This window comes from Flavobacterium sp. PMTSA4 (genome assembly GCF_032098525.1).
Lineage (GTDB): Bacteria > Bacteroidota > Bacteroidia > Flavobacteriales > Flavobacteriaceae > Flavobacterium > Flavobacterium capsici.
Window position 1 is genome coordinate 2321838 of the sequence record NZ_CP134890.1, and the last position, 22109, is coordinate 2343946.

The 22109-nt window shown below is 33.0% G+C and carries 18 protein-coding genes; 7 read left to right on the plus strand and 11 right to left on the minus strand.

Annotated features, from left to right (window positions below; genetic code table 11):
- Position 1: 1 nt before the first annotated feature.
- From feoB to RN605_RS10660, 3 genes are all read right to left on the minus strand, one after another.
- Positions 2–2110 (minus strand): ferrous iron transport protein B, encoded by a 2109-nt coding sequence (gene feoB / locus RN605_RS10650; RefSeq protein WP_313324663.1) that lies wholly within the window; start codon positions 2108–2110, stop codon positions 2–4.
- 3 nt (positions 2111–2113) lie between these two features.
- Positions 2114–2350, minus strand: coding sequence for a FeoA family protein (locus tag RN605_RS10655; protein ID WP_313324664.1), 237 nt, complete (start codon positions 2348–2350; stop codon positions 2114–2116).
- A gap of 83 nt (positions 2351–2433) precedes the next feature.
- Complete coding sequence (locus RN605_RS10660; protein ID WP_313324666.1) at positions 2434–3102, minus strand: SCO family protein; 669 nt, start codon at positions 3100–3102, stop codon at positions 2434–2436.
- A 136-nt stretch (positions 3103–3238) separates the two neighbouring features.
- On the opposite strand from RN605_RS10660, the gene RN605_RS10665 reads away from it, so the two are divergent.
- Positions 3239–5287 carry a M13 family metallopeptidase gene (locus tag RN605_RS10665; RefSeq protein ID WP_394853503.1) on the plus strand — a complete coding sequence of 683 codons (2049 nt, stop codon included), beginning with the start codon at positions 3239–3241 and terminating at the stop codon, positions 5285–5287.
- 26 nt (positions 5288–5313) lie between these two features.
- Here RN605_RS10665 and RN605_RS10670 read toward each other — a convergent pair whose 3' ends face one another.
- From RN605_RS10670 to RN605_RS10690, 5 genes are read right to left on the minus strand one after another with little or no spacing between them, the layout of a single operon-like run.
- Positions 5314–5565 (minus strand): CBU_0592 family membrane protein, encoded by a 252-nt coding sequence (locus RN605_RS10670; RefSeq protein ID WP_313324667.1) that lies wholly within the window; start codon positions 5563–5565, stop codon positions 5314–5316.
- Positions 5562–6365 (minus strand): NAD(P)H-binding protein, encoded by an 804-nt coding sequence (locus RN605_RS10675; RefSeq protein WP_313324668.1) that lies wholly within the window; start codon positions 6363–6365, stop codon positions 5562–5564. The genes RN605_RS10670 and RN605_RS10675 overlap by 4 nt, the downstream gene beginning before the upstream one ends.
- Positions 6365–8755 (minus strand): M20/M25/M40 family metallo-hydrolase, encoded by a 2391-nt coding sequence (locus RN605_RS10680; RefSeq protein WP_313324669.1) that lies wholly within the window; start codon positions 8753–8755, stop codon positions 6365–6367. Before RN605_RS10680 ends, RN605_RS10675 begins: the two co-directional genes overlap by 1 nt.
- Positions 8756–8765: 10 nt before the next feature.
- A complete protein-coding gene (locus tag RN605_RS10685; protein ID WP_313324670.1) occupies positions 8766–9116 on the minus strand; it encodes a hypothetical protein in 351 nt (116 codons plus the stop codon).
- A gap of 2 nt (positions 9117–9118) precedes the next feature.
- Complete coding sequence (locus tag RN605_RS10690) at positions 9119–10645, minus strand: bifunctional GNAT family N-acetyltransferase/carbon-nitrogen hydrolase family protein (protein WP_313324671.1); 1527 nt, start codon at positions 10643–10645, stop codon at positions 9119–9121.
- Between the two features lie 180 nt (positions 10646–10825).
- Here RN605_RS10690 and RN605_RS10695 point away from each other — a divergent pair, with 180 nt between their 5' ends.
- The 3 genes from RN605_RS10695 (at position 10826) to RN605_RS10705 (ending at position 12310) form a co-directional block, all read left to right on the plus strand.
- Entirely contained in the window at positions 10826–11158 is a 333-nt protein-coding gene (locus tag RN605_RS10695) for a single-stranded DNA-binding protein (protein WP_313324672.1), read from the plus strand.
- Between the two features lie 69 nt (positions 11159–11227).
- Complete coding sequence (locus tag RN605_RS10700) at positions 11228–11668, plus strand: HRDC domain-containing protein (RefSeq protein ID WP_313324673.1); 441 nt, start codon at positions 11228–11230, stop codon at positions 11666–11668.
- Positions 11669–11836: 168 nt separating this feature from the next.
- Positions 11837–12310: a hypothetical protein gene (locus RN605_RS10705; RefSeq protein ID WP_313324674.1), complete on the plus strand. Its 474-nt coding sequence runs from the start codon at positions 11837–11839 to the stop codon at positions 12308–12310.
- Here the strand turns inward: RN605_RS10705 and RN605_RS10710 are convergent.
- Together RN605_RS10710 and metG are read right to left on the minus strand one after the other, a co-directional pair.
- A complete protein-coding gene (locus RN605_RS10710; protein WP_313325833.1) occupies positions 12307–12990 on the minus strand; it encodes an HAD family hydrolase in 684 nt (227 codons plus the stop codon). The two genes, RN605_RS10705 and RN605_RS10710, sit on opposite strands and share 4 nt — an antisense overlap.
- A 6-nt stretch (positions 12991–12996) precedes the next feature.
- The gene (gene metG / locus RN605_RS10715; protein WP_313324676.1) at positions 12997–15054 is read right to left on the minus strand and encodes a methionine--tRNA ligase; all 2058 of its coding nucleotides are present in this window, start codon (positions 15052–15054) and stop codon (positions 12997–12999) included.
- A gap of 178 nt (positions 15055–15232) precedes the next feature.
- Between metG and RN605_RS10720 the strand changes: the two genes are divergently transcribed.
- The 3 genes from RN605_RS10720 (at position 15233) to RN605_RS10730 (ending at position 18740) form a co-directional block, all read left to right on the plus strand.
- Complete coding sequence (locus tag RN605_RS10720) at positions 15233–16129, plus strand: S66 peptidase family protein (protein WP_313324677.1); 897 nt, start codon at positions 15233–15235, stop codon at positions 16127–16129.
- Complete coding sequence (locus tag RN605_RS10725; protein WP_313324679.1) at positions 16129–16488, plus strand: YraN family protein; 360 nt, start codon at positions 16129–16131, stop codon at positions 16486–16488. The genes RN605_RS10720 and RN605_RS10725 overlap by 1 nt, the downstream gene beginning before the upstream one ends.
- An 80-nt stretch (positions 16489–16568) precedes the next feature.
- Positions 16569–18740: a M12 family metallo-peptidase gene (locus RN605_RS10730; RefSeq protein WP_313324680.1), complete on the plus strand. Its 2172-nt coding sequence runs from the start codon at positions 16569–16571 to the stop codon at positions 18738–18740.
- A 45-nt stretch (positions 18741–18785) separates the two neighbouring features.
- On the opposite strand, the gene mfd is transcribed toward RN605_RS10730, so the two are convergent.
- Positions 18786–22040 (minus strand): transcription-repair coupling factor, encoded by a 3255-nt coding sequence (mfd, locus tag RN605_RS10735; protein WP_394853510.1) that lies wholly within the window; start codon positions 22038–22040, stop codon positions 18786–18788.
- Positions 22041–22109: the final 69 nt, after the last annotated feature.

Sequence of the window (22109 nt, forward strand, 5' to 3'; positions counted from 1 at the left end):
TTTATTTTAAAAATTGATAAGCAATTAATGCTGTGATATAAGCAAAACCACTCATGAAAAACAATTGAATTATTGGCCATTTCCAAGAATTCGTTTCTTTTTTTACGATGGCTAGAGTACTTACACATTGCATTGCAAAAGCATAGAAAAGTAATAATGATATTCCAGTAGCAAAATTGAATATTTTGGAACCATCAGGATGAACTTCGGCTTCCATTCTTTTTTTGATGGTAGTTTCTTCATCGCTGTGACTTCCAACACTGTAAATGGTTGCCAAAGTACCAACAAAAACTTCACGTGCTGCAAAAGAACTTATTACCGCAATACCAATTTTCCAATCGTAACCCAAAGGTTTTATCACAGGTTCCATTGTTTTTCCGATAATTCCAATATATGAGTTTTCTAATTTGTATTCAGAAACTTTATCTGTAATGACAGATGGATTCATTTTTTGGTTACTATTGTAAACATCTTTTTCAACTATTTGTTGTGCATTTTTAAAATCATTTCCTGGACCATGCGAACCTAAAAACCAAAGTACAATAGAAATAGCAAGAATAATTTTTCCAGCGCCAAAAACGAAGGCTTTGGTTTTTTCAATAACATTAATAGCAATGTTTTTGAACAACGGAATTTTATAACTCGGCATTTCAACTACAAAGTAAGTCTTGGTTTTAAACTTCAATATTTTATTCAAAATAAAAGCTGAAAATATAGCCATACCAAAACCTAATAGATACAAAATCATTAAGGTTGCGCCTTGTAAACTAAACAAACCTAGAATTCTTTTATCTGGAATTATTAAAGCAATTAAAATAGCATAGACAGGCAATCGAGCAGAACAAGTTATAAACGGAGTTACGAGAATTGTGATTAATCGTTCTTTCCAGTTTTCAATATTTCTTGCACCCATAATTGCAGGAATTGCACAAGCAGTTCCAGAAATTAACGGAACAATACTTTTTCCAGAAAGTCCATATCGTCGCATAATTTTATCCATTAAAAAGACAACACGACTCATATAACCACTTTCTTCAAGTACAGAAATGAACAGAAAAAGGAAAGCAATTTGTGGAATGAAAATAACAATTCCACCAATTCCAGGAATGATTCCTTCACTAATCAAATCGGTAAATTCACCCGGAGCAAGATGATTTTTTGTGTAAGAAGCAAGATTTGCAAATGCAGTATCTATCCAATCCATCGGAACACTTGACCAATCAAAAATAGATTGAAAAATTAAGAGTAAAATGCCAAAAAATATTAGATAGCCAAATACTTTGTGAGTTAAAATTCTATCTAATTTTGCTCTTATGTCTGTTGCTTTCGTTACATCAATTTTTTGACCAATTTTTAAAGTATCGTTTATAAATTGATAACGCTTTATTGTTTCTTTTTGTTGTAAACGTTTTAAATCAGAGTGCGATTTTGTGAATGAACTTCTGATTTCATTTCGCTCTAAATTCAAAAAGTTTACATCTTGAGTAATAACTAACCAAAGTTTGTATAACAATTGATTTGGGAATGCTTTTCTGAGCTTATCAAAATATTCAGTATCAATTGTAGATGAGTTTAAGCACGGTTCAGTAGATAAATTTTTATAATCTACAATTGCATTTTTTAAATCGGATATTCCAATTCCTTGTCGAGTACTTACTAAGACTATTTTAGTTTTTAATTGCTCTTCTAAAAAAGGAATATCTAGAAAAATACCTTTGCGTTTCATTCTGTCGGCCATGTTTATGACCAAAATAGTTGGAATTTCTAAGTCTTTAATTTGAGTAAAAAGCAATAAGTTTCTTTTCAAATTTTCAACATCAGTAACTACAACCGCAACATCAGGAAATAATTTATCATTTTTATTCAACAATAGTTCAATTACCACATTTTCATCAATTGAACTTGCGTTTAAACTGTAAGTTCCAGGTAAATCAAGAATATTTGCTTTGATATTGTTTGGCAATTTGCAAAAACCAAGCTTTTTATCAACGGTAATGCCAGGATAATTTCCAACTTGTTGATTTAAACCAGTCAGTTGGTTGAAAACAGAAGTTTTACCCGTATTAGGATTTCCAATTAAAGCAACATTTATATTTTGATGGCTTTTCATGGATTATTTTTCAAGAATTTCAACTTCAATTTCTGAAGCAGTTTCAAGCCTAATAGCAAGATGCGAACCGTTATTTACGTTTAAATATATTGGATCACCAAAAGGAGCAATTTGAACAACTTCCAATTGATTTCCAGGCAAACATCCCATTTCTAGCAATTTCAATGGAATTTTGTCTGTATCTATTTGGATAATTAGAGCTTTGTCGCCTCTTTTTAATAAATCAACGGTAGTTTTCAATACTTATTTAGATTGAATAAATTTAAGGCAAAAGTAACAATTATTTATGGAATAAGAATTGATTTTAATCATTTGATAAGAATTTATTCATTTGTAGAAAGCCAATTGATGTCTTCAATCAGCTTCTTAATTTCATCGGGATTAGTTCCGTCATAAAAACCACGAACTCTTCTTTTACTATCAACAAGCACAAAATTTTCAGTATGAACCATATCATAAAGTTCTTCTGGCTTACCCAATTTTACAGCTAAATACGATTTTCTAGCCATGGTGTAAATGTCTTTTTTATCGCCAGTAACTAAATTCCATTTGCTATCAACAACTCCTTTTTCAAGCGCGTATTTTTTCAAAACGAGAACGCTATCAATTTCTGGTGTAACAGTATGCGAAAGCAACATTACTTTTGGATTCTCCAAAATAGCTTTTTGAACATCAGCCATGTTGGCGGTCATTTTTGGGCATATAGATTGACAAGTTGTAAAGAAAAAATCAGCCACATAAATTTTACCTTCATAATCTTTTTGAGTAATTGTTTTTCCGTTTTGATTAGTAAAACTAAAGTCAGCTATAGTGTGATATTTACTAACATATTGAACTGTGCTATCAACCAATTCTGGATTTACATCTGAAGGATTATATATAGGTAATGATTTCTTCGGCTTTAATGCTGAGTAAAAAAGAGAAATAGTTATTATCGAAAAGAGTAATAATCCGATGAAAAAAAGACGGTATTTTTTAAAAAAAGAAAGCATTTTTTTTTGCAAAAGTACAAAAGCAATCCCTTTTTTGTAACAAAATTGTGCTAATCAAGTCATATAATTTTGTTAAATTGAAGAAAATAAGAGAATTAAAAAATAAATTTGTAAAAACCTATTAAAACACAAAAATATGATTTCAAAATCTACTAAAATCGCAATTCTTTTGATGGCAGCATTAAGCTACAATCAAAACAATGCGCAGCAAAAAGGAGTTGGAATTGATTTATCTTTAATGGATACTTCGGTCAGTCCAAAAGATGATTTTTTCAATTTCGTTAACGGAACATGGTTAAAAAATACCGAAATCCCTGCCGACAGAACTCGTTGGGGAAGTTTTGACGAATTAAGAAAAAAGACTGACGCCGATGCTTTAGCAATTCTAGCCGAAGCTTCAAAAAATCCAAAATACAAATCGGATACAGATCAAGGGAAAGCAATCAATCTGTACAAATCGATTATGGATACTGTTGCAAGAAATAAAGCAGGAATTAAACCTTTAAAACCTTATTTAGCAAAAATTGATGCCGTTAAAAGTGTATCCGATTTACAAAACTTAATGATTGAAATGGCTTCAAAAGGCGGTGTTGGTTTCTTTGGAGTTGGAGTTGGAACAGATGCTAAAAACAGCAGCAGAAATGTTGTTTACGTTGGTCCAGGTTCATTAGGTTTACCCGATAGAGATTATTATGTCTCTGATGATGCTGATTCTAAAGAAAAACGCGAAAAATATGTTCAGCATGTTGCTAGAATGTTACAATATATTGGTGATAAACCAGAAGTTGCAAAAAAGAATGCTGAAAAAATATTAGCTTTAGAAATCGAAATGTCTAAACCTAGATTTGATAGAGTAGAACGTAGAGACAGAAGAAAATCATACAATCCAATGACAATTGCTGAATTGCAAAAGTTAACTCCAGCAATCAATTGGGAAAAACAAATTACAGGAATTGGTTTGCCAAAAGTGGATACATTAATTGTTTCACAACCAAAATACATGGCAGCGCTTCAAGAAATTTTAACAGCTAATAAGTTAGAAGACTGGAAAGCTTATATGCGATGGACAGCTTTAAACAAAGCTGCGGATAATTTGTCAACTGAATTGGATAAAGCGAATTGGGATTTTTACAGTAAAACATTAAATGGCGCTATCAAACAAAGGCCTAGAGATGAAGGCGCACTTCAAGTAATAAATGGTGCAACAGGTGAAGCTTTAGGGAAATTGTATGTAGAAAAAATGTTCCCAGCTGCTGCTAAAGAGAAAGCACAAAAAATGATTAAAAATGTTATTCGCGCTTATGAAGCTAGAATCAACAATTTAACTTGGATGTCGCCAGAAACAAAGAAAAGTGCCATCGAAAAGTTAAACAAAATGACCATAAAAATTGGTTATCCTGATAAATGGAAAGATTATTCGGCTTTGGTAGTTAAAAGTCCAGCTGAAGGCGGAACTTATTTCGATAATTCATTGTTGATTTCTGAATGGAATTTCAAAAAGAATATTGAAAAACTAGGAAAACCAGTTGATAAAACAGAATGGGGAATGTCGCCTCAAACGGTAAATGCTTATTTCAATCCATCCAATAATGAAATTGTTTTCCCAGCAGCTATTTTGCAACCACCATTTTATGATTACAAAGCTGATGAAGCAGTAAATTATGGTGGAATTGGAGCAGTAATTGGGCACGAAATCTCTCATGGATTTGACGATTCAGGAGCAAGATATAATGCTGATGGAAACTTAGTTAATTGGTGGACAGATGAAGATTTGAAACAATTTACATCATTAGGAACTGCTTTAGCTGATCAATATTCAGCATTAGAACCATTACCTGGAATTAAAGTTGATGGTAAATTTACATTAGGTGAAAACATTGGTGATTTAGGAGGAATTAACGCAGCTTATGATGGTTTACAATTGTATTTAAAAGAAAATGGAAATCCTGGAAAAATAGATGGATTTACACCAGAACAACGATTATTTATATCTTGGGCAACCATTTGGAGAAGTAAAATGCGTGATGAAGCCATCAAAAATCAAGTGAAAACCGATCCGCATTCACCAGGAATGTATCGTGGTTATGTACCATTATTAAATTTAGAAACCTTCCACCAAGCTTTTGGTATTAAACCTGGAGATGGAATGTATGTTGCGCCAGAAAAAAGAGTTTTGATTTGGTAAGCTAATTATAGTATAAACAAAAAACCTCAAGTTGATGCTTGAGGTTTTTTTATGGCTTTTAATAAGCCAACAATACTAACAATTGCCCATGTTGCTTCCAAAATTATAAATGGCATATAGTTTATTAAAATTGACGCAAAACAAGCAATGCTTGCACCAATAATATTCATCGAATAAAATAGAATGCCGTCTTTTTTTATCAAGGAAAAAATATTCAAAAAATAAGCAAGAAGAATAATTCCAACACCAATAGTTCCAATCAAATCATTAAAATTCATAATTCAGATTTTTGAAAAGTATAGTTTAAAATGGTTTCGATTTTTGTTGAAGAAATAGTTTTTCCAACAGATTTTTTGTTGATTTCAAATTCAGGAATAGTTAAATTTAACTCAACTGCTTTTTGTGTATAATAGTCTTTTCTAGTTGGGTGAAATGGAGAAACTGCATTAAAAGTTTCGCTCCAAATATCTTTTTCAATAACACATTCAATAACTCCAATACAGTCCTGTTGATGTATAAAATTTATTGGCGCATCTGGATTTTCAATATTTTTTCTTCCTGCCAAAAAATGAATAGGATGTCGGTTTTCGCCAATCAATCCTCCAAAACGTATGACTGTAGTTTGAAATTTTGAATTTACTTTTAAAAGATTTTCAGCTTCTAAAAGTTGCTTTCCACTTTCGGTTTCGGGTTTCGGTTTTGTTTCTTCCGTTATCAAAGAATTATCATCAGTATACACCGAAGTAGAACTTATAAAAACTACTTTTTGAACACTTGATTTTTCAATAAACGGAATAAGTGTTTCTACTTTTTTTACAAAGTTTTCAGGATGATTTCCTCTTAATTTTGGTGGAATATCAATAATTAGAATCTCTGAATTTTCTAAAAATGTTTCAAAATCTCCTTTGATTTTATCTTCAGACAATTCAATTTGAAAAGCATTAATTCCAGCTTGGGATAAAACAGAAATTTTTTCCAAAGAAGTTGTTGAACCATTAATCTGAAAACTTTTTTCAAGCAACGATTTTGCTAAAGGTAAACCCAACCAACCGCAACCAAGTATGGAGATTTGTCTCATTATTTCAAACTATCCATTACAATATTCAAACTATCAGCAGGCATAAATCTTCGGTTAGAAAAAGGAACACTTTGCGCCTCAACCGTATTAATTGAAGGTTTAATTTTCTGCTTAATAATCACGGCATCGGTTAAAACAAATGGCATCGGAATCATCCACGATTTTCTTTTGGTAATCGTAAAATCGGGATGCGATAGTAAATCAAAAGAACTTTCAAGTAGTTCTAAATCCAGTTTTTCATTGACTTTGATAGAAAATTCTAATTCTAACGGAAGATTTTCAACCATATAATAACTTAAAATTTTACCCGAAGTTTTTGAAGCAATATTACTTTCAAAGTCAATTGATTTTACACCATTGGCAATTAAATTTTGAATGGTAACATCATTTTTCACAAAAATATCATAACGATTTACGTTTCGGTTTGGTGAAATCTTGATTTTATAAAAATGATGACTTCCAATAATAGAATCGGTTAAAAATTCGATGTTTGGCGATGGAATATTTTTCGTTGGTGCTTCTGCCATAAAGGTATAAGCCGAACCATATTTGCTATACAATTTATTTGTGTTTAACGCTTTTGCATCGGTTGGTTTTTCACCCAAATAACCTTTTGTCCATTCGTCTAAATTAGTGTCATAAGTTGCCCAATTTGCTTTTTTGGTATCGTCATTTAATAAATATACTAAACTGTTTGGTTTTGGACGGTCGGTGCTATAATCAGCAGCTTGATGCGCTTTGACAAACATTCCAATGGAAAGTAAAAAGAATAGCGTTGCCCAAATATTTTTCTTTTCAAAATTCCCAAAAACAGGTAATAATAGTGTAAACGTTAAAACCGTTAAGATTGAACTTCCGAAAAGAATTTTTAACCCTAAACCAACTGGGAACATAGTTATAAACGGAACAATAATTATTAAAGCAGGAATGGATAAAATTAAGTTTAGAAGCCAAAAACTTCTTTGGGTAAATACATAAACCGCTAACATCAAAGTGCTACAAAGCACCGGAATGATTAAAAATCCTGCGCCTTCTAGTTTGAAAGCAATGACAGTGTTGATGAGTAACCATATTAGTAATGGCGCAACCAATTGGTTCATTGCACTGCTTTTTTTGGCTGGTTTTTTATAGAATAAAAAGCAAATTGCCAGTGTCAAACTAACAAAAGCGTAAACATAATCGTGACCATTATAAGTAAAGCCGTGAAGAATATCGCCGTATTGCGGATAAAAACTCAAAAGTAATTTCCAGCCCATATAAGTAACTAAACCAGCAGCAAGTAATGCACCAAAAAACGGCACAAATCCTTTGAAAACTTCGTCTAACAGCAAAGCTCTTTTGGCCAAACCAACAAAAGTGAATAAAATCAACAACCCAAAAGCAACTAACAACATTGGAATTATCCAAGAAAAAGGATAACTCATCATGGTAAACGGAATGTTGAAATACACTTGGTCATTATCTGAGTTTAAATTGCTCAAATCTTCGTTGGCGAAGTAATTCACTAAAGCAAACAAGTAATTACCTTGATGCGCTAAAGTATTTTTGGCTAAATTTTGATAATTATCTCGAGCCGTATGATAATTAAAATGACTATCAATAAACGCAAAATTGAACCCTTGAATTTTACCTTTTTCTCTAAAAACAGTTAAATCAGTATCGTTGGGAAGCATTTTATAAATGCTATACATCAGTGAATTGGAAACCGGATAATCAACATTTCCAGCTTTGAAAGCATCGACCATTTTAGAATTTCCTTTGTTGGTTTCCATCAACATATAGCTCGGACCAGAACTTCCGCGAGCTTCAAAATTCAGTACTAGTCCAACATTTTTTGCCCATTGGTGTTGCGTAACAAAAAGCGCAGCACCATTTAAACCAATTTCTTCCGCATCGGTAAAAAGAATAATGATGTCGTTTTTGTGTTTGGTTTTATTATGTAAAAAGGCCCGAACCGATTCTAAAATAGTGGCAACTCCCGAAGCATCATCGCTAGCGCCATGCGAATACGAATGTGGCGCAGAATCATAGTGCGAAAGTAGCACTAACGCTTTGGAATTTTTGGTTCCAGATATTTTGGCTAAAATATTTTTCGATTTTACTAAAGTTCCTTTTTCGGTCATCGTGAAACCTTCTTGAACCGAAGTTTGCAAACCTAAATCCTGTAATTCTTTCAGTAGATATTGCTCTACTAAAACATGGTTTTGAGAACCAATAAAGTGTGGTTTTTTAGAAATCTGTTTTACTTTTTCTAAAGCTCTTTTGGTAGAAAATTCAGAAAGTGGCGCTTCATTTCTGTCATAACTTTGCGGCATCATGAAATAAAAAATACCAGAAAGTAATGCTGTTAAAAGTAAGGCAACAATTATAGTGGGTTGGTTGTTTTTCATGCAGAATTTGTTAAATGTCCTTTTTAACTAACATATAAAAATCATTATCTAAAACCATGTATCCTTGATCGTATACAAAATGATAGGTGTTTCCAGATTTGGTATGCAAAACATTAGTCAAAAATTCAAAATCAAATCCTTTGCTTAAAAGCTTGGTTTTGGTTGTTTTTGATTTTCCTTCGGTATTAAGTTCAGACAAAATTCGGTAATTTTTGCGTAACTTGTTATTTATGTTTCGCATATAATTATTACTATCTTTATTTATTTTGTTATTGTAGGCATTTCGGCAGCCATCGCTGCAAAACTTTTTGTCTTCGCGACCTACAATTTTTTCGCCACATTCTAAACAGACTTTATCCATAACTACTTTAATTTTTTCAAATTATACAAATCGTGTCTTCTGTCTTTCATGATTTTTACGCTTCCGTGTTCGTGAAGTTCTTTCAGCAAATCAAGGTCAACATCAACAATAAGAGTCATTTCGGTATTTGGTGTTGCTTCGGCTTTGATACCATTACTTGGAAAAGCAAAATCAGATGGTGTAAAAACCGCCGCTTGCGCATACTGAATATCCATGTTATTTACTTTTGGTAAATTACCCACACAACCCGCAATGGCAACATAGCACTCGTTTTCAATAGCACGAGCTTGTGCACAATGTTTCACACGCGTGTATCCGTTTTGGGTATCGGTCAAGAAGGGAACAAAAAGAATATTCATGCCTTCATCGGCCATGATGCGCGACAATTCGGGAAATTCAACGTCATAGCAAACAATAATTCCAATTTTTCCACAATCGGTGTCAAAAGTTTGAATAGTATCGCCGCCAGTTATTCCCCAATGGAAAACCTCATTAGGCGTAATGTGTATCTTTCGATACATTTCGTAAGTACCATCTCGTTTACACAGAAAACCTGCATTATACAAATGTTCGCCATCAAGATAAGGCATGCTTCCGGTAATGATATTGATGTTATAGGAAATGGCTAATTCTTGAAATTTTTTCTTAATCGGTTCGGCATATTTTGCTAATTCGCGAATGGCTTCTGCTTCCGAAAGGTGATTGTAATCGGCCATTAATGGTGCAATAAACAACTCTGGGAACAAAGCAAAATCGCTTTCATAGCCCGAAACGGCATCGATAAAAAACTCAGCCTGATTGAAAAATTCTTCCAAATTATTGAGCGAACGCATCTGCCATTGCACCAATCCTAATCGGATGATGCTTTTATCAGTGTTAAAATACTTTGGACTTTCTTCGTAATAAATATTATTCCATTCTAATAAAACGGCATATTCTTTCGATTTTTTATCGCCTTCCAAATAATTTTTTATCACACGGATAACGTGAAAATCATTACTCAACTGAAACGATAAAACTTGGTCGTGAACTTCTTTCTTTTTTACTTTTTCTATGTATTCTTTGGGTGTTAGCTCTTCGGCATGTTTGGCATAATTTGGAATTCTTCCTGCAAAAACAATCGCCTTAAGATTCATTTGTTCACAAAGCTCTTTTCTAGCATCATACAACCTTCTGCCCAACCGTAAACCTCTGTAATTTGGGTGAATAAAAACATCAATTCCATACAATATTTCGCCATCATCATTGTGGGTAGAAAAAGTATAATTGCCTGTAATTTTTTTATAATCATGATTTTTATCAACCAAATCTTCATCGAGAATCAACGAAAGCGCCGAACCAACCACTTTGCCATCAACCACAATTACCAGCTGACCTTCAGGAAAAATATCTAAAAGTTTTTCAATTTGTTCTTCTTTCCAGTAGCTGTTTTCCATAGTAGGATAGGCTTCTATCATAGAAGTTTTTAATTGTTTGTAATCTTCCAATTGTAAATTTCGTAACTCTACCGTCTTAATATCGTGCGTCATAATATGTTGAATTTACTCAAATATACGACATTTTTTTCCGTTTACAAACGGTTACAAATATTTACAACCGAAATTAAGTAGATAATAACCGAATAAAATTTTGAAGCTGTTGCAACTTTGCCACGTCGGAACTGAGAAACCGATTTTAATAATAACAATAACATTTAAAATTTAAACGCCATGAATGCAATGAAAAACAGAGTACAATTAATTGGTAACGTAGGAAACGAACCAGAAGTAAAAACTTTTGATGGAGGAAAAAAAGTAGCCAACATTACTGTTGCTACCAACGATTATTACATCAACGATAAAGGCGACAAAGTAGAACAAACCGAATGGCACCGCGTAACTGCTTGGGGGAAAACAGCCGAAATCATTGAAAAATATGTAAAAAAAGGTAAAGAAATTGCCATTGATGGCAAATTGACCCATCGAAGCTATGACGACAAAGACGGCAACAAACGCTACATTACTGAAGTTGTGGCAAACGATATTTTGTTGTTAGGGAAATAAAAAATGAGTTGAAAAGCCCAGACTTTTTAAAAGGAGCTTGGGCTTTTTTAATCACTTAAATTTAGTATTATGAATATCAAAGTTTTTAATATCCGTTTAAATAAAGAGCATTGTCAAACTGACCAGGCAAGAATGAATGAGTTTTTAGATTCGGTTGAAGTAAAATTAACTTCTACCAATTTTGTAACCAATGGCACTGTTGATTATTGGTCGGCAGTGGTTTTTTATGCGCCAAAAAAGGAAAAGAATGATAAAAAAGTGGCTCAAATTTCAGAAGATAATTTGACTGAAAAAGAAAAGAAAATTTTTAAAGCACTAAGAACTTGGCGAAATGATTTAGCTGAGAAAATTAATTGGTCATCATTTAGAATTTGCCATAATTCTCATTTAATAAATATTGCAAAAAATAATCCAAGCACACTGTATGAACTAGGAAAAGTAACTGGTTTTGGCACCACAAGAGCAGAAAAATATGGAGATGATATTTTGGCAGTATTGAATGCTTTGTGATTTTTAACAATCCACTAAAATGATAATTTTACCCATTTATTATTCATAAAAATGTAATTTTTTAACTCAAAAACGTACAAGTTGTCAACACGAAAACGTTTTCGAAGATGTTTGGGAGATGGTTTTATTATGATTTAATTATATTTAAAATGTCAAAACCATCAAAACATGAACAAAATTACAAACCTATGTGTTTTAATACTAGCTTTTTGCGCTACGAGTTTTTGTTTTTCGCAAGTTGGAATTAACACAACTACACCATTAAGTACACTAGACATTAATGGTAATTTGAATGTTCGAGAAGTTGGAATTGCTAATGCTTTAGTAACAGGTTCGGGCGCTTTGAATGGCGGGCCATCAGGAAGTGCTACAGCTATTAATGACGGAGTTTATATATCACTTACACCACTTTCGGGAAGTCCTGAGTTTATTTTGCCGAATGCAGCAAGTGTTCCAGGTAGAATTTATGTGTTAAGAAACATTTCTAATTCAATTACGGCTCAGATTTATACTTTTGGGGGTAATTTTTTTGCCAAAGACTCTAATACTGCAACTACTTCGCCATTAAATATGCCAGGAAGCGGTACGCTAAAAACAGTAATCGTGATTAGTGATGGCGCTAACTGGACTTACTTTTTTTAGAACAAATCAACCACTTGATTGATGTTTTCTAAAGCTTTAAAATTTTCATGAGTAATTTCGAAATCAATTTTTTCGTATTCCCAAGTAGTGTGATACGGAATGTGAATGCCATGACCGCCAATATTTAAAACCGGTAAAACATCTGATTTCAAAGAGTTTCCAATCATGGTAAAATCGGCTGGATTGATTTCTAAGCGCTGCAACATTTTTTGATAATCAATGTCTTTTTTGTCGCTCATCACTTCAATATGGTGAAAATAAGGTCCAATTCCGGAGTCGTGCAGTTTTCGATGTTGGTCTTTCAAATCGCCTTTGGTAGCCACAACCAGTTTGTATTTTCCTTTTAGCTTTTCTAAAACTTCTTCCACATTGGGCAACAATTCAACTGGTTTTTGGAGTAAATCTCTACCGATATCGATTATTTTTTGAATGCCATCTCCCGAAATTTTTTCATTGGTAAGTTCTAACGCCGAATCAATCATGGACAAGGTAAACGCCTTGATACCAAAACCATATAATGGTAAATTCTTTACTTGATGGGTTAAAATCAACTGAAGAATTTCCTGTTTGCTGGCATAGTTTTGAAACAATTCGCAAAAACGTTCCTGCGCTTCGTCAAAATAAGGTTCGTTATGCCAAAGTGTATCATCAGCATCAAAAGCGATTATTTTTTTTGTCATCATCAATTAACTAATTGTCGCGCCATTATCAACACCATCAGCATCTGGATTTACAAAAACTAGTTTACCAGTAGCATCGTTGGTCATCAAAATCATTCCTTGACTTTCAACGCCGCGTAAAGCTCTTGGTGCAAGATTGACTAAAACCGTAACACGTTTTCCAACCACTTCTTCAGGAGAAAAATGTTCCGCAATTCCCGAAACGATGGTTCTAACATCCATTCCTGTATCTACTTTCAGCACTAAAAGCTTGTTTGCTTTTGGCATTTTTTCAGCTTCTAAAATGGTTCCAACACGTAAATCAAGTTTCGTAAAATCATCAAAAGTTGAAGTTTCTTTTTGCGGTTCAACTACTTTATTTTCCATAGCGTTTGCGGTTTTAGTAGCTTCTAGTTTGTCTATTTGTTTCTGAATTTCGGTATCTTCAATTTGAGCAAATAAAATCTCAGCTTGATTAATTTGATGGCCTGCTTTTACTAAATTCCAATCGTTAAAATCTAAATTCCAATGATTTGGTTTTATATTTAATATGTTGCACAATTTTTTAGCAGTAAAAGGTAAAAATGGTTCCGATAATATGGCTAATGCTGAGGCAATTTGAAGCGCTACAAACATTTGTGTTTTTACACGTTCTGGATTTTCTTTTACCATTTTCCATGGTTCTTCGTCGGCTAAATATTTATTTCCAAGTCGTGCCACATTCATCAATTCTACTTGTGCTTCACGGAATCGATAACGTTCTATAGAAGAAGAAATCACCGCAGGATAAGCTTTTAATTCAGCCAAAGTTTGTTCGTCAACTTCAGTAAATTCATTTGGCATTGGAATAATTCCGTTGTAATATTTATTGGTTAAAACCACCACACGATTGATAAAATTTCCATAAACAGCAGCCAATTCATTATTATTTCTCGCCTGAAAATCTTTCCAAGTAAAATCATTGTCTTTGGTTTCGGGAGCATTTGCCGTCAAAGCATAACGCAATACATCTTGTTTTTCTGGAAAATCAATTAAATATTCGTGCAACCAAACCGCCCAATTTTTAGACGTTGACAATTTATTTCCTTCTAAATTTAAAAATTCATTAGCAGGAACATTATCAGGAAGAATAAAACTTCCTTCGGCTTTCAGCATCGCTGGGAAAATAATGCAATGGAAAACAATATTGTCTTTCCCGATGAAATGAACCAATTTTGTATCTTCTTTTTTCCAATAATCTTCCCAATTTTTTCCTTCGCGTGCAGCCCATTCTTTGGTAGCAGAAATGTATCCAATTGGCGCATCAAACCAAACGTATAATTTTTTTCCATCGGCACCATCAACCGGAACATCAATTCCCCAATCTAAATCACGAGTAACAGCACGAGGTTTTAAACCATCGTCTAACCATGATTTTACTTGACCCAAAACATTTACTTTCCAATCTTTGGCATGGTCAACCAAAATCCATTGTTCCAAAAAATCTTGATATCTATCTAAAGGTAAGAACCAATGTTTGGTTTCTTTTACAATTGGAGTTTCACCTGTTATGGTTGATTTTGGATTTATTAAATCGGTTGCATTTAGAGTCGAACCACATTTTTCACATTGGTCGCCATACGCTTCAGGATTTCCACATTTTGGACAAGTTCCTGTAACAAATCTATCGGCTAGAAATTGGTCAGCTTTGGCATCATACAATTGTTCGGTTACTTCTTCAATAAAATCGCCTTTTTCATAAAGCTTTTTGAAAAATTCTTGTGCCGTATCGTGATGAATTTTTGCCGAAGTACGAGAATAATTGTCAAACGAAATTCCAAAATCTTCAAAAGATTTGCGGATAATTCCATCGTATTTATCGATTACTTGTTGTGGTGTAATGCCTTCTTTTTTGGCTTTCATCGAAATGGCAACGCCATGTTCATCACTTCCACACATGAATGCAACATCTTTTCCTTGTAAACGCAAATAGCGCGCATAAATATCACTTGGAACATAAACACCTGCCAAATGACCAATATGAATTGGACCATTGGTATATGGCAAAGCTGCCGTAATTGTATATCTTTTTGGATTTTCTAGCATAAAAAATTGAAATAAATTCAAATTGTAGGCAAAAATAAGCAATAGCCACGAATACACGAATTTTAATTAGATTTTGTTTACTTTTGAATCAGCTAATTCAAATGATAAAATTGATTTGATACAAAGATTACTTTTTTTAATTTCAATTATTTCAATTTCTTCTTATTCCCAAAAAAAGATGATTACACCTCCGTTTCTACAAAAAGGCGATACCGTTGCCATCGTTTCTACAGCTCGAAAAAATCTTGAAGATAATTTAAAACCATCAATTGATTTATTGGAATCTTGGGGATTAAAAGTTAAAATAGGTTCAACAATCGGATTAGATTATCATCAGTTGGCAGGAACGGATGCGCAACGTGCTGCCGATTTTCAGGAACAAATGGATAATCCAAACATAAAGGCGATTTGGTGTGTTCGTGGCGGATATGGAACGGTTAGAATTATTGATATGTTAGATTTCACCAAATTCAAACAAAACCCAAAATGGATTGTTGGGTTTAGTGATGTAACGGTTTTACACAGTCATTTGAACCGAATGGGAATTCAATCGATTCATGGAACTATGCCAATTTCTATTCCAAGAGCTACGACTGAAGCCAAAGATAGTTTACGGAAAGCTTTGTTTGGCGAACCGTTAAGCTATCAATTTGATTGTGATATTTTAAATCATGTTGGAACTGCTAAAGGCGAATTGGTTGGAGGAAACTTATCCATTTTATACAGCTTGTTAGGTTCAGAATCGGCAATTGATTGCACTGATAAAATTCTTTTTATAGAAGATTTGGATGAATATTTATATCATATTGACCGAATGATGCTCAACTTGAAACGTAATGGTTGTTTGGAAAGTTTAAAAGGAATTATTGTTGGCGGAATGACAAAAATGAATGACAATGAAATTCCTTGGGGGAAAAATGCATTTGAAATCATTGAAGAAATTACCAAAGATTTAAAAATCCCGATTATATATAATTTTCCAGCAGGACATATTCAGGATAATCGTGCATTGATAATGGGTAAAACTATTACTATGGAAGTTACCGCCGAAGAAAGCAAAGTTACGTTTGAATAATGGCTCAGCATAATGAACTAGGAAAATTTGGGGAAGAAATGGCTGTAGAATATCTACGAAAAAATGGCTATGAAATCTTAGAAACCAATTGGACTTTTCAAAAAGCTGAAATTGATATTATTGCCCAAAAAGAAAATATTCTTGCTATCGTTGAAGTAAAAACGCGCTCGAGTATTGATTTTGGATTACCACAAGATTTTGTAAAACCAAAAAAAATCCAACTTTTAGTTAAAGCAGTAAATGAATATATTATTTCAAATGATTTAGATGTAAATGCACGCTTTGATATTATTGCAATAAATAAAGAAGATAATGGCTATAATATTGAACATCTGATAGATGCTTTTTATATTTTTTGATTGAAATGGTATTAAAAGTTATTTAAAAAATTTTTTTATTCTTTTATTTCAATAACTTTACGCCTTTACAAAATTTTATTATGAAAAAAAACCTACTTATTCTATTTGTTTTGTGTTTTTCAAATTTTTTTGCACAAAATAAAATTGCTTCAAAAATAGATGAACTTCAAAAAGAGAATACAAAATTCACCCCAATTTCAGTCCTTACAGTCGATACATCAATTTCAAAAACAGATATTGATAAAGCTGTGACTAATGCTACTTTAGCAAAAGTTGATTTATCAAAAATAAATCAAATTGCTGCAGGTCAATTTGAATTTATTGAACTTGAAATTCCCTATGAAAATCAAAATTTCAAAATCCAATTGTACAGAGTTGATCCATTTGCCGAGGATTTCAGAGTTGATACGGATAAAAGTATAAATATTCCTTACCAAAAAGGGGTTTATTATAGAGGTATAATTAACGGAAATCCTAACTCAGTTTCGGCATTCAATTTTTTCAAAGGAGAATTTAATGGAATTTTTTCTTCAAATGAATTAGGGAATATTGTAGTTGGAAAAATTGATAAGGCAAACAATCAAAGTGACTATATAGTTTATTCAGATGCAAATTTGAAAGTTCTTAATGATTTTGATTGTCATGTAAAAGACGATGATAAACCATATGAAGTTTCAACATTAAACAGAGAAGTTAACACAGCTAAATGTGTGACTTTCTATTTTGAAATAGATTATAATTTATTTCAGAGTAATAGCAGTAACACTACTACAGCAACAAATTGGATGACTTCAGTATTTAATAACGTTCAAACTTTGTTTAACAATGATGGAGTTACCACAGCATTAAAATCAATATACATTTGGACAAGTTTAGATCCATATCAAGGAGTTGGGACTGCATCAAGTGACTATTTAGAAGCTTTTGCTCAAAATAGACCTGTTTTTAATGGTGATGTAGGAATGCTTGTTGGAGTTGATCCAGGAGGTCTAGGAGGAGTTGCTTTCCTTAATTCTATTTGTGGATCAATTAATTATGCTTATTCCGACTTGAATGGTATTTCTTTTTCAACGGTTCCTAATTATTCTTGGACAGTGCAGGTTATAACTCATGAATTTGGACATTCTTTAGGTTCTAGACATACCCATGCTTGTGCTTGGAATGGAAATAATACAGCTATTGATGGATGTGGTCAGCAAGCCGGTTATTCAGAAGGAAATTGTGCTACAGGACCAATACCTTCAACAACAGTAAAAGGAACAATTATGAGTTACTGTCATTTAATAAGTGGAGTTGGAATTAGCTTTGCAAATGGTTTTGGACCTCAACCTTCGACAGTAATTGTGAATTCAGTTAATAGTAAATCCTGTCTAAGTACAAATTGTATTAATACATGCATCAATACAGTTGTTAATATTCAAACAATAAATGTTACTGAAACGTCAGCAACTATCACATGGGAGGATTTAGAACCTTCAGTTACCCAATGGCAAATTTCAGTTGTTCCCCTAAGTTCTGCTGAAATTTGGAATCCAGTAACACAACCAAATTATCCAGTTTCAGGGTTGTTGCCAAACACTTACTATAGAATTACTATAAGACCTGTATGCTTAGGAATTACTCCTACTAATAGAACTAAAATTTTAGCTACAGCTGGTAATTATTGTGGGACAATGCTGTTTACAGATACAGGAGGAATAGGAGGTAATTATTCGGACATGGAGTCATTTACAAGAGTATTTATGCCTAATTTACCAAATCAAGCCATAAGAATAGCTTTTACGGCTTTCGCATTAGAAGACACATACGACTTTTTATATATTTATAACGGTCCTAATGATACCTATCCTGAGTTTAATGGTGGATCAGGTTATACAGGAACAAATTCTCCAGGAACTGTAACTTCAACGGCTACAGATGGTTCTTTAACAGTTAAGTTTTTTTCTGATCAGTATGTAACTGATATTGGTTGGAGAGCAACAGTTTCATGTCAGCAATCTTTAGGAATCAATTCTAATGATTTTATCGATTTTACTTATTATCCAAACCCAACAAATAATAGTGTTACTTTAAAATCAAACACAACTATTACAGAAATAGATGTTTATAATATTGAAGGCAGAAAATTATTTACTAAAAAGCTAGAAGCTTTAGAATCTAATGTTGATTTATCTCAGTTTGCCTCAGGAACTTATTTCTTCAAAGTAAGATTTAACGAAGTTGAGAAAAACTTCAAGATTTTGAAAATGTAATTAGAGAATAATTTATATAAAAAACCACTCTTTTGAGTGGTTTTTTTATTTCAATAGTGCCATCAATTCCAACGCTTTATTAATCGATTTTACATTTTCAAAAGTTAGAAGCAAACGCAAACCGTTTTTGGTTTCTTTCTCTTTCATTTTACAAATGTTTCCGTGTTGTTGAACAAATTGCAATACTTTGGTAAATGCTTTGGAAGAATAATAATCTGATTGTTGGTCAGAAACAAAATAGCCAATCATTTTTCCTTGTTTCATGACTAATTTTTCAATACCCATTTTAGTAGCAATCCATTTTATTTTGATGCTATTCAACAAGGCTTTTGCTTCTTTTGGTAATGGCCCAAAACGGTCAATCAGTTTGTTTTCAAAAGCGCTTAATTCTTCTTCATTTTTACAATTTCCTAATTCGTTATACAAACTCAATCGTTCGTTAACATTGTTGATGTATTCATCAGGGAAAAGCAACTCAAAATCAGTGTCGATTTGTAATTCTTTGACGAATTGTTTGGTTTCCTTATTGTTTTCTTCTTCATAAAGTTCTTTGAATTCGTTTTCTTTCAATTCTTCAATGGCTTCGTTCATGATTTTTTGATAGGTTTCAAAACCAATATCATTTATAAAACCACTTTGTTCACCGCCAAGCAAATCACCAGCGCCACGAATTTCTAAATCCTTCATCGCAATATTAAAACCACTTCCTAATTCGTTGTATTGTTCCAATGCTTGAATACGTTTTCTGGCATCATCAGTCATGGCAGAATATGGCGGACAAATAAAATAACAAAAAGCTTTTTTATTACTTCTTCCAACGCGACCACGCATTTGATGTAAATCAGAAAGTCCAAAATTGTTAGCATTGTTAATGAAAATAGTATTTGCATTTGGCACATCCAAACCACTTTCGATGATGGTTGTAGCGACCAAAACATCAAAATCACCGTTCATGAAACTCAACATTATTTCCTCTAACTTGTTGCCTTCCATTTGTCCGTGACCAATACCAACACGAGCATCGGGAACCAATCGTTGAATCATTCCTGCAATTTCTTTGATGTTTTCGATGCGATTATTGATGAAAAACACTTGTCCATTTCGTTGAATTTCATACGAAACAGCATCGCGAATGATTTCTTCATTAAAACCAACCACTTGCGATTCTATTGGATATCGATTTGGCGGTGGGGTTGTAATTACTGATAAATCTCGAGCTGCCATCAACGAAAATTGAAGTGTTCTTGGAATTGGTGTTGCTGTTAAAGTTAAGGTATCAACATTATTGGCAATAGTTTTGAGTTTGTCTTTTACGTTTACACCAAACTTTTGTTCTTCGTCAACAATAAGTAAGCCTAAATCTTTGAACTTCACATTTTTATTAACCAATTGGTGTGTTCCGATAACGATATCCAGTTTTCCTTCGGCTAATGCTTCCAAAGTGTCCTTTTTTTGCTTTGCTGTTCTAAATCGGTTGAGGTAACCAATGTTAACTGGCATGTCTTTTAATCGTTCACTAAACGTTCGGTAATGTTGATACGCTAAAATGGTTGTTGGCACTAAAACCGCAACTTGTTTACTATTATCAACTGCTTTGAATGCTGCACGAATGGCAACTTCGGTTTTTCCAAAACCAACATCACCACAAACCAATCGGTCCATTGGTCGGTCTTTTTCCATGTCGGCTTTTACATCGGCTGTTGCTGTGATTTGGTCGGGTGTATCTTCGTAAATAAAGGAACTTTCTAATTCTTTTTGGAGATAACTATCTGGAGCAAAAGCAAAACCTTTTTCCAATCTACGTTTGGCATACAATTGAATTAAGTTGAATGCAATGTGTTTAACTCTGGCTTTGGTTTTTTGTTTTAATGCTTTCCATGCATTGGAACCCAATTTGTAAATCTTTGGTGGCGTTCCGTCTTTTCCGTTGTATTTAGAAATTTTATGTAGCGAATGAATACTCACATATACAATATCATTGTCGGCATAAACCAGTTTGATGGCTTCTTGTGTTTTGCCTTCGACTTGTATTTTTTGCAAGCCGCCGAACTTTCCTATTCCGTGGTCAATATGCGTTACATAATCTCCAACGGTTAGGGAATTCAATTCTTTTAAAGTAATGGTTTGCTTTTTAGAATAACCATTTTTGATGTTGAAACGATGATAACGTTCAAAAATTTGATGGTCTGTATAACAAGCAATCTGATGTTCTTCGTCTATAAAACCTTGATATAAAGGTTGAACAATAGTATGATATTGTTTGCGAATGTCTTCGTGGTTTTCTTCGTCTATACTTTCAAAAATATCATGAAAACGCTTGGCTTGAGAATCATTAGAGCAAAACAAAAAATTAGTGATTCCGTTAAAATGGTTTTCACTCAAATTGTTCAGCAACAAGTCAAACTGTTTGTTAAACGAAGGTTGCGGTTGCAGATGAAATTCAAATGTTTTCTGTGCTTTAAAAAAAGCAGTATTTGACAATTCAACAACCGAAAAATTCAAGGCTTGTTTTAAAAATACTTGACTATTTAAAAACAAATGTTCTGGCGAAGCATGTTTTATTTCTTTTGAAAGTTTTTCAAAAGTTTCGGTTGCTTTTTCAAACAATTTGTCTAATTGTGCTACTAAAACCTCAGTGTTTTCAATCCATAAAACGGTTTTATCGTTGATGTACTCTAAAAAACTCTCACGATTTTCTTTAATGAATTTATTTTCTAGATTTGGAATAATGGTAATCTTATTTTGTTTGTCAATAGACAACTGACTTTCTACATCAAACGTTCGGATACTATCCACTTCGTTTCCAAAAAACTCTATACGATAGGGATTGTCATTTGAAAACGAAAAAACATCTACAATTCCACCACGAACTGAAAATTCTCCCGGTTCAGTGATGAAATCTACACGTTTGAATTCGTATTCAAAAAGCACTTCATTGATGAAATCAATCGAAACTTGGTCGCCAACACTAATCTTTAAAGTGTTTTTGTCTAACTCTTTTCGGGTGACAACTTTTTCAAAAATTGCTTCTGGATACGAAACGATTATCGCTGGTTTTTTTCTCGAATTGATTCTATTTAAAACTTCCGAGCGCAATAAAACATTTGCATTATCAGTTTCTTCAATTTGATACGGACGACGATAGGAACTCGGATAAAACAGCACATCGTTTTGACCAAGCATTTGTTCTAAATCGTTCAGATAATAAGCTGCTTCTTCTTTTTCGTTGAATAATAACAGAAAAGGTTTATCCGCTTTTTTAAATACACTTTGAATGACAATTGAGGTAGCCGAATTCATCAAACCTTTGCAATGCACTTTGGTTTGCTCTACACCAATACTTTCAGCTAGCGATTTTATCTTAGCCGA

Coding starts and splice junctions, on each gene's coding strand:
- feoB (WP_313324663.1), bottom strand. CDS start 2,110: ATGAAAAGCCATCAAAATATAAATGTTGCTTTAATTGGAAATCCTAAT.
- RN605_RS10660 (WP_313324666.1), bottom strand. CDS start 3,102: ATGCTTTCTTTTTTTAAAAAATACCGTCTTTTTTTCATCGGATTATTA.
- RN605_RS10665 (WP_394853503.1), top strand. CDS start 3,239: ATGATTTCAAAATCTACTAAAATCGCAATTCTTTTGATGGCAGCATTA.
- RN605_RS10670 (WP_313324667.1), bottom strand. CDS start 5,565: ATGAATTTTAATGATTTGATTGGAACTATTGGTGTTGGAATTATTCTT.
- RN605_RS10675 (WP_313324668.1), bottom strand. CDS start 6,365: ATGAGACAAATCTCCATACTTGGTTGCGGTTGGTTGGGTTTACCTTTA.
- RN605_RS10680 (WP_313324669.1), bottom strand. CDS start 8,755: ATGAAAAACAACCAACCCACTATAATTGTTGCCTTACTTTTAACAGCA.
- RN605_RS10685 (WP_313324670.1), bottom strand. CDS start 9,116: ATGGATAAAGTCTGTTTAGAATGTGGCGAAAAAATTGTAGGTCGCGAA.
- RN605_RS10690 (WP_313324671.1), bottom strand. CDS start 10,645: ATGACGCACGATATTAAGACGGTAGAGTTACGAAATTTACAATTGGAA.
- RN605_RS10695 (WP_313324672.1), top strand. CDS start 10,826: ATGAATGCAATGAAAAACAGAGTACAATTAATTGGTAACGTAGGAAAC.
- RN605_RS10700 (WP_313324673.1), top strand. CDS start 11,228: ATGAATATCAAAGTTTTTAATATCCGTTTAAATAAAGAGCATTGTCAA.
- RN605_RS10705 (WP_313324674.1), top strand. CDS start 11,837: ATGAACAAAATTACAAACCTATGTGTTTTAATACTAGCTTTTTGCGCT.
- RN605_RS10710 (WP_313325833.1), bottom strand. CDS start 12,990: ATGACAAAAAAAATAATCGCTTTTGATGCTGATGATACACTTTGGCAT.
- metG (WP_313324676.1), bottom strand. CDS start 15,054: ATGCTAGAAAATCCAAAAAGATATACAATTACGGCAGCTTTGCCATAT.
- RN605_RS10720 (WP_313324677.1), top strand. CDS start 15,233: ATGATTACACCTCCGTTTCTACAAAAAGGCGATACCGTTGCCATCGTT.
- RN605_RS10725 (WP_313324679.1), top strand. CDS start 16,129: ATGGCTCAGCATAATGAACTAGGAAAATTTGGGGAAGAAATGGCTGTA.
- RN605_RS10730 (WP_313324680.1), top strand. CDS start 16,569: ATGAAAAAAAACCTACTTATTCTATTTGTTTTGTGTTTTTCAAATTTT.
- mfd (WP_394853510.1), bottom strand. CDS start 22,040: ATGAATTCGGCTACCTCAATTGTCATTCAAAGTGTATTTAAAAAAGCG.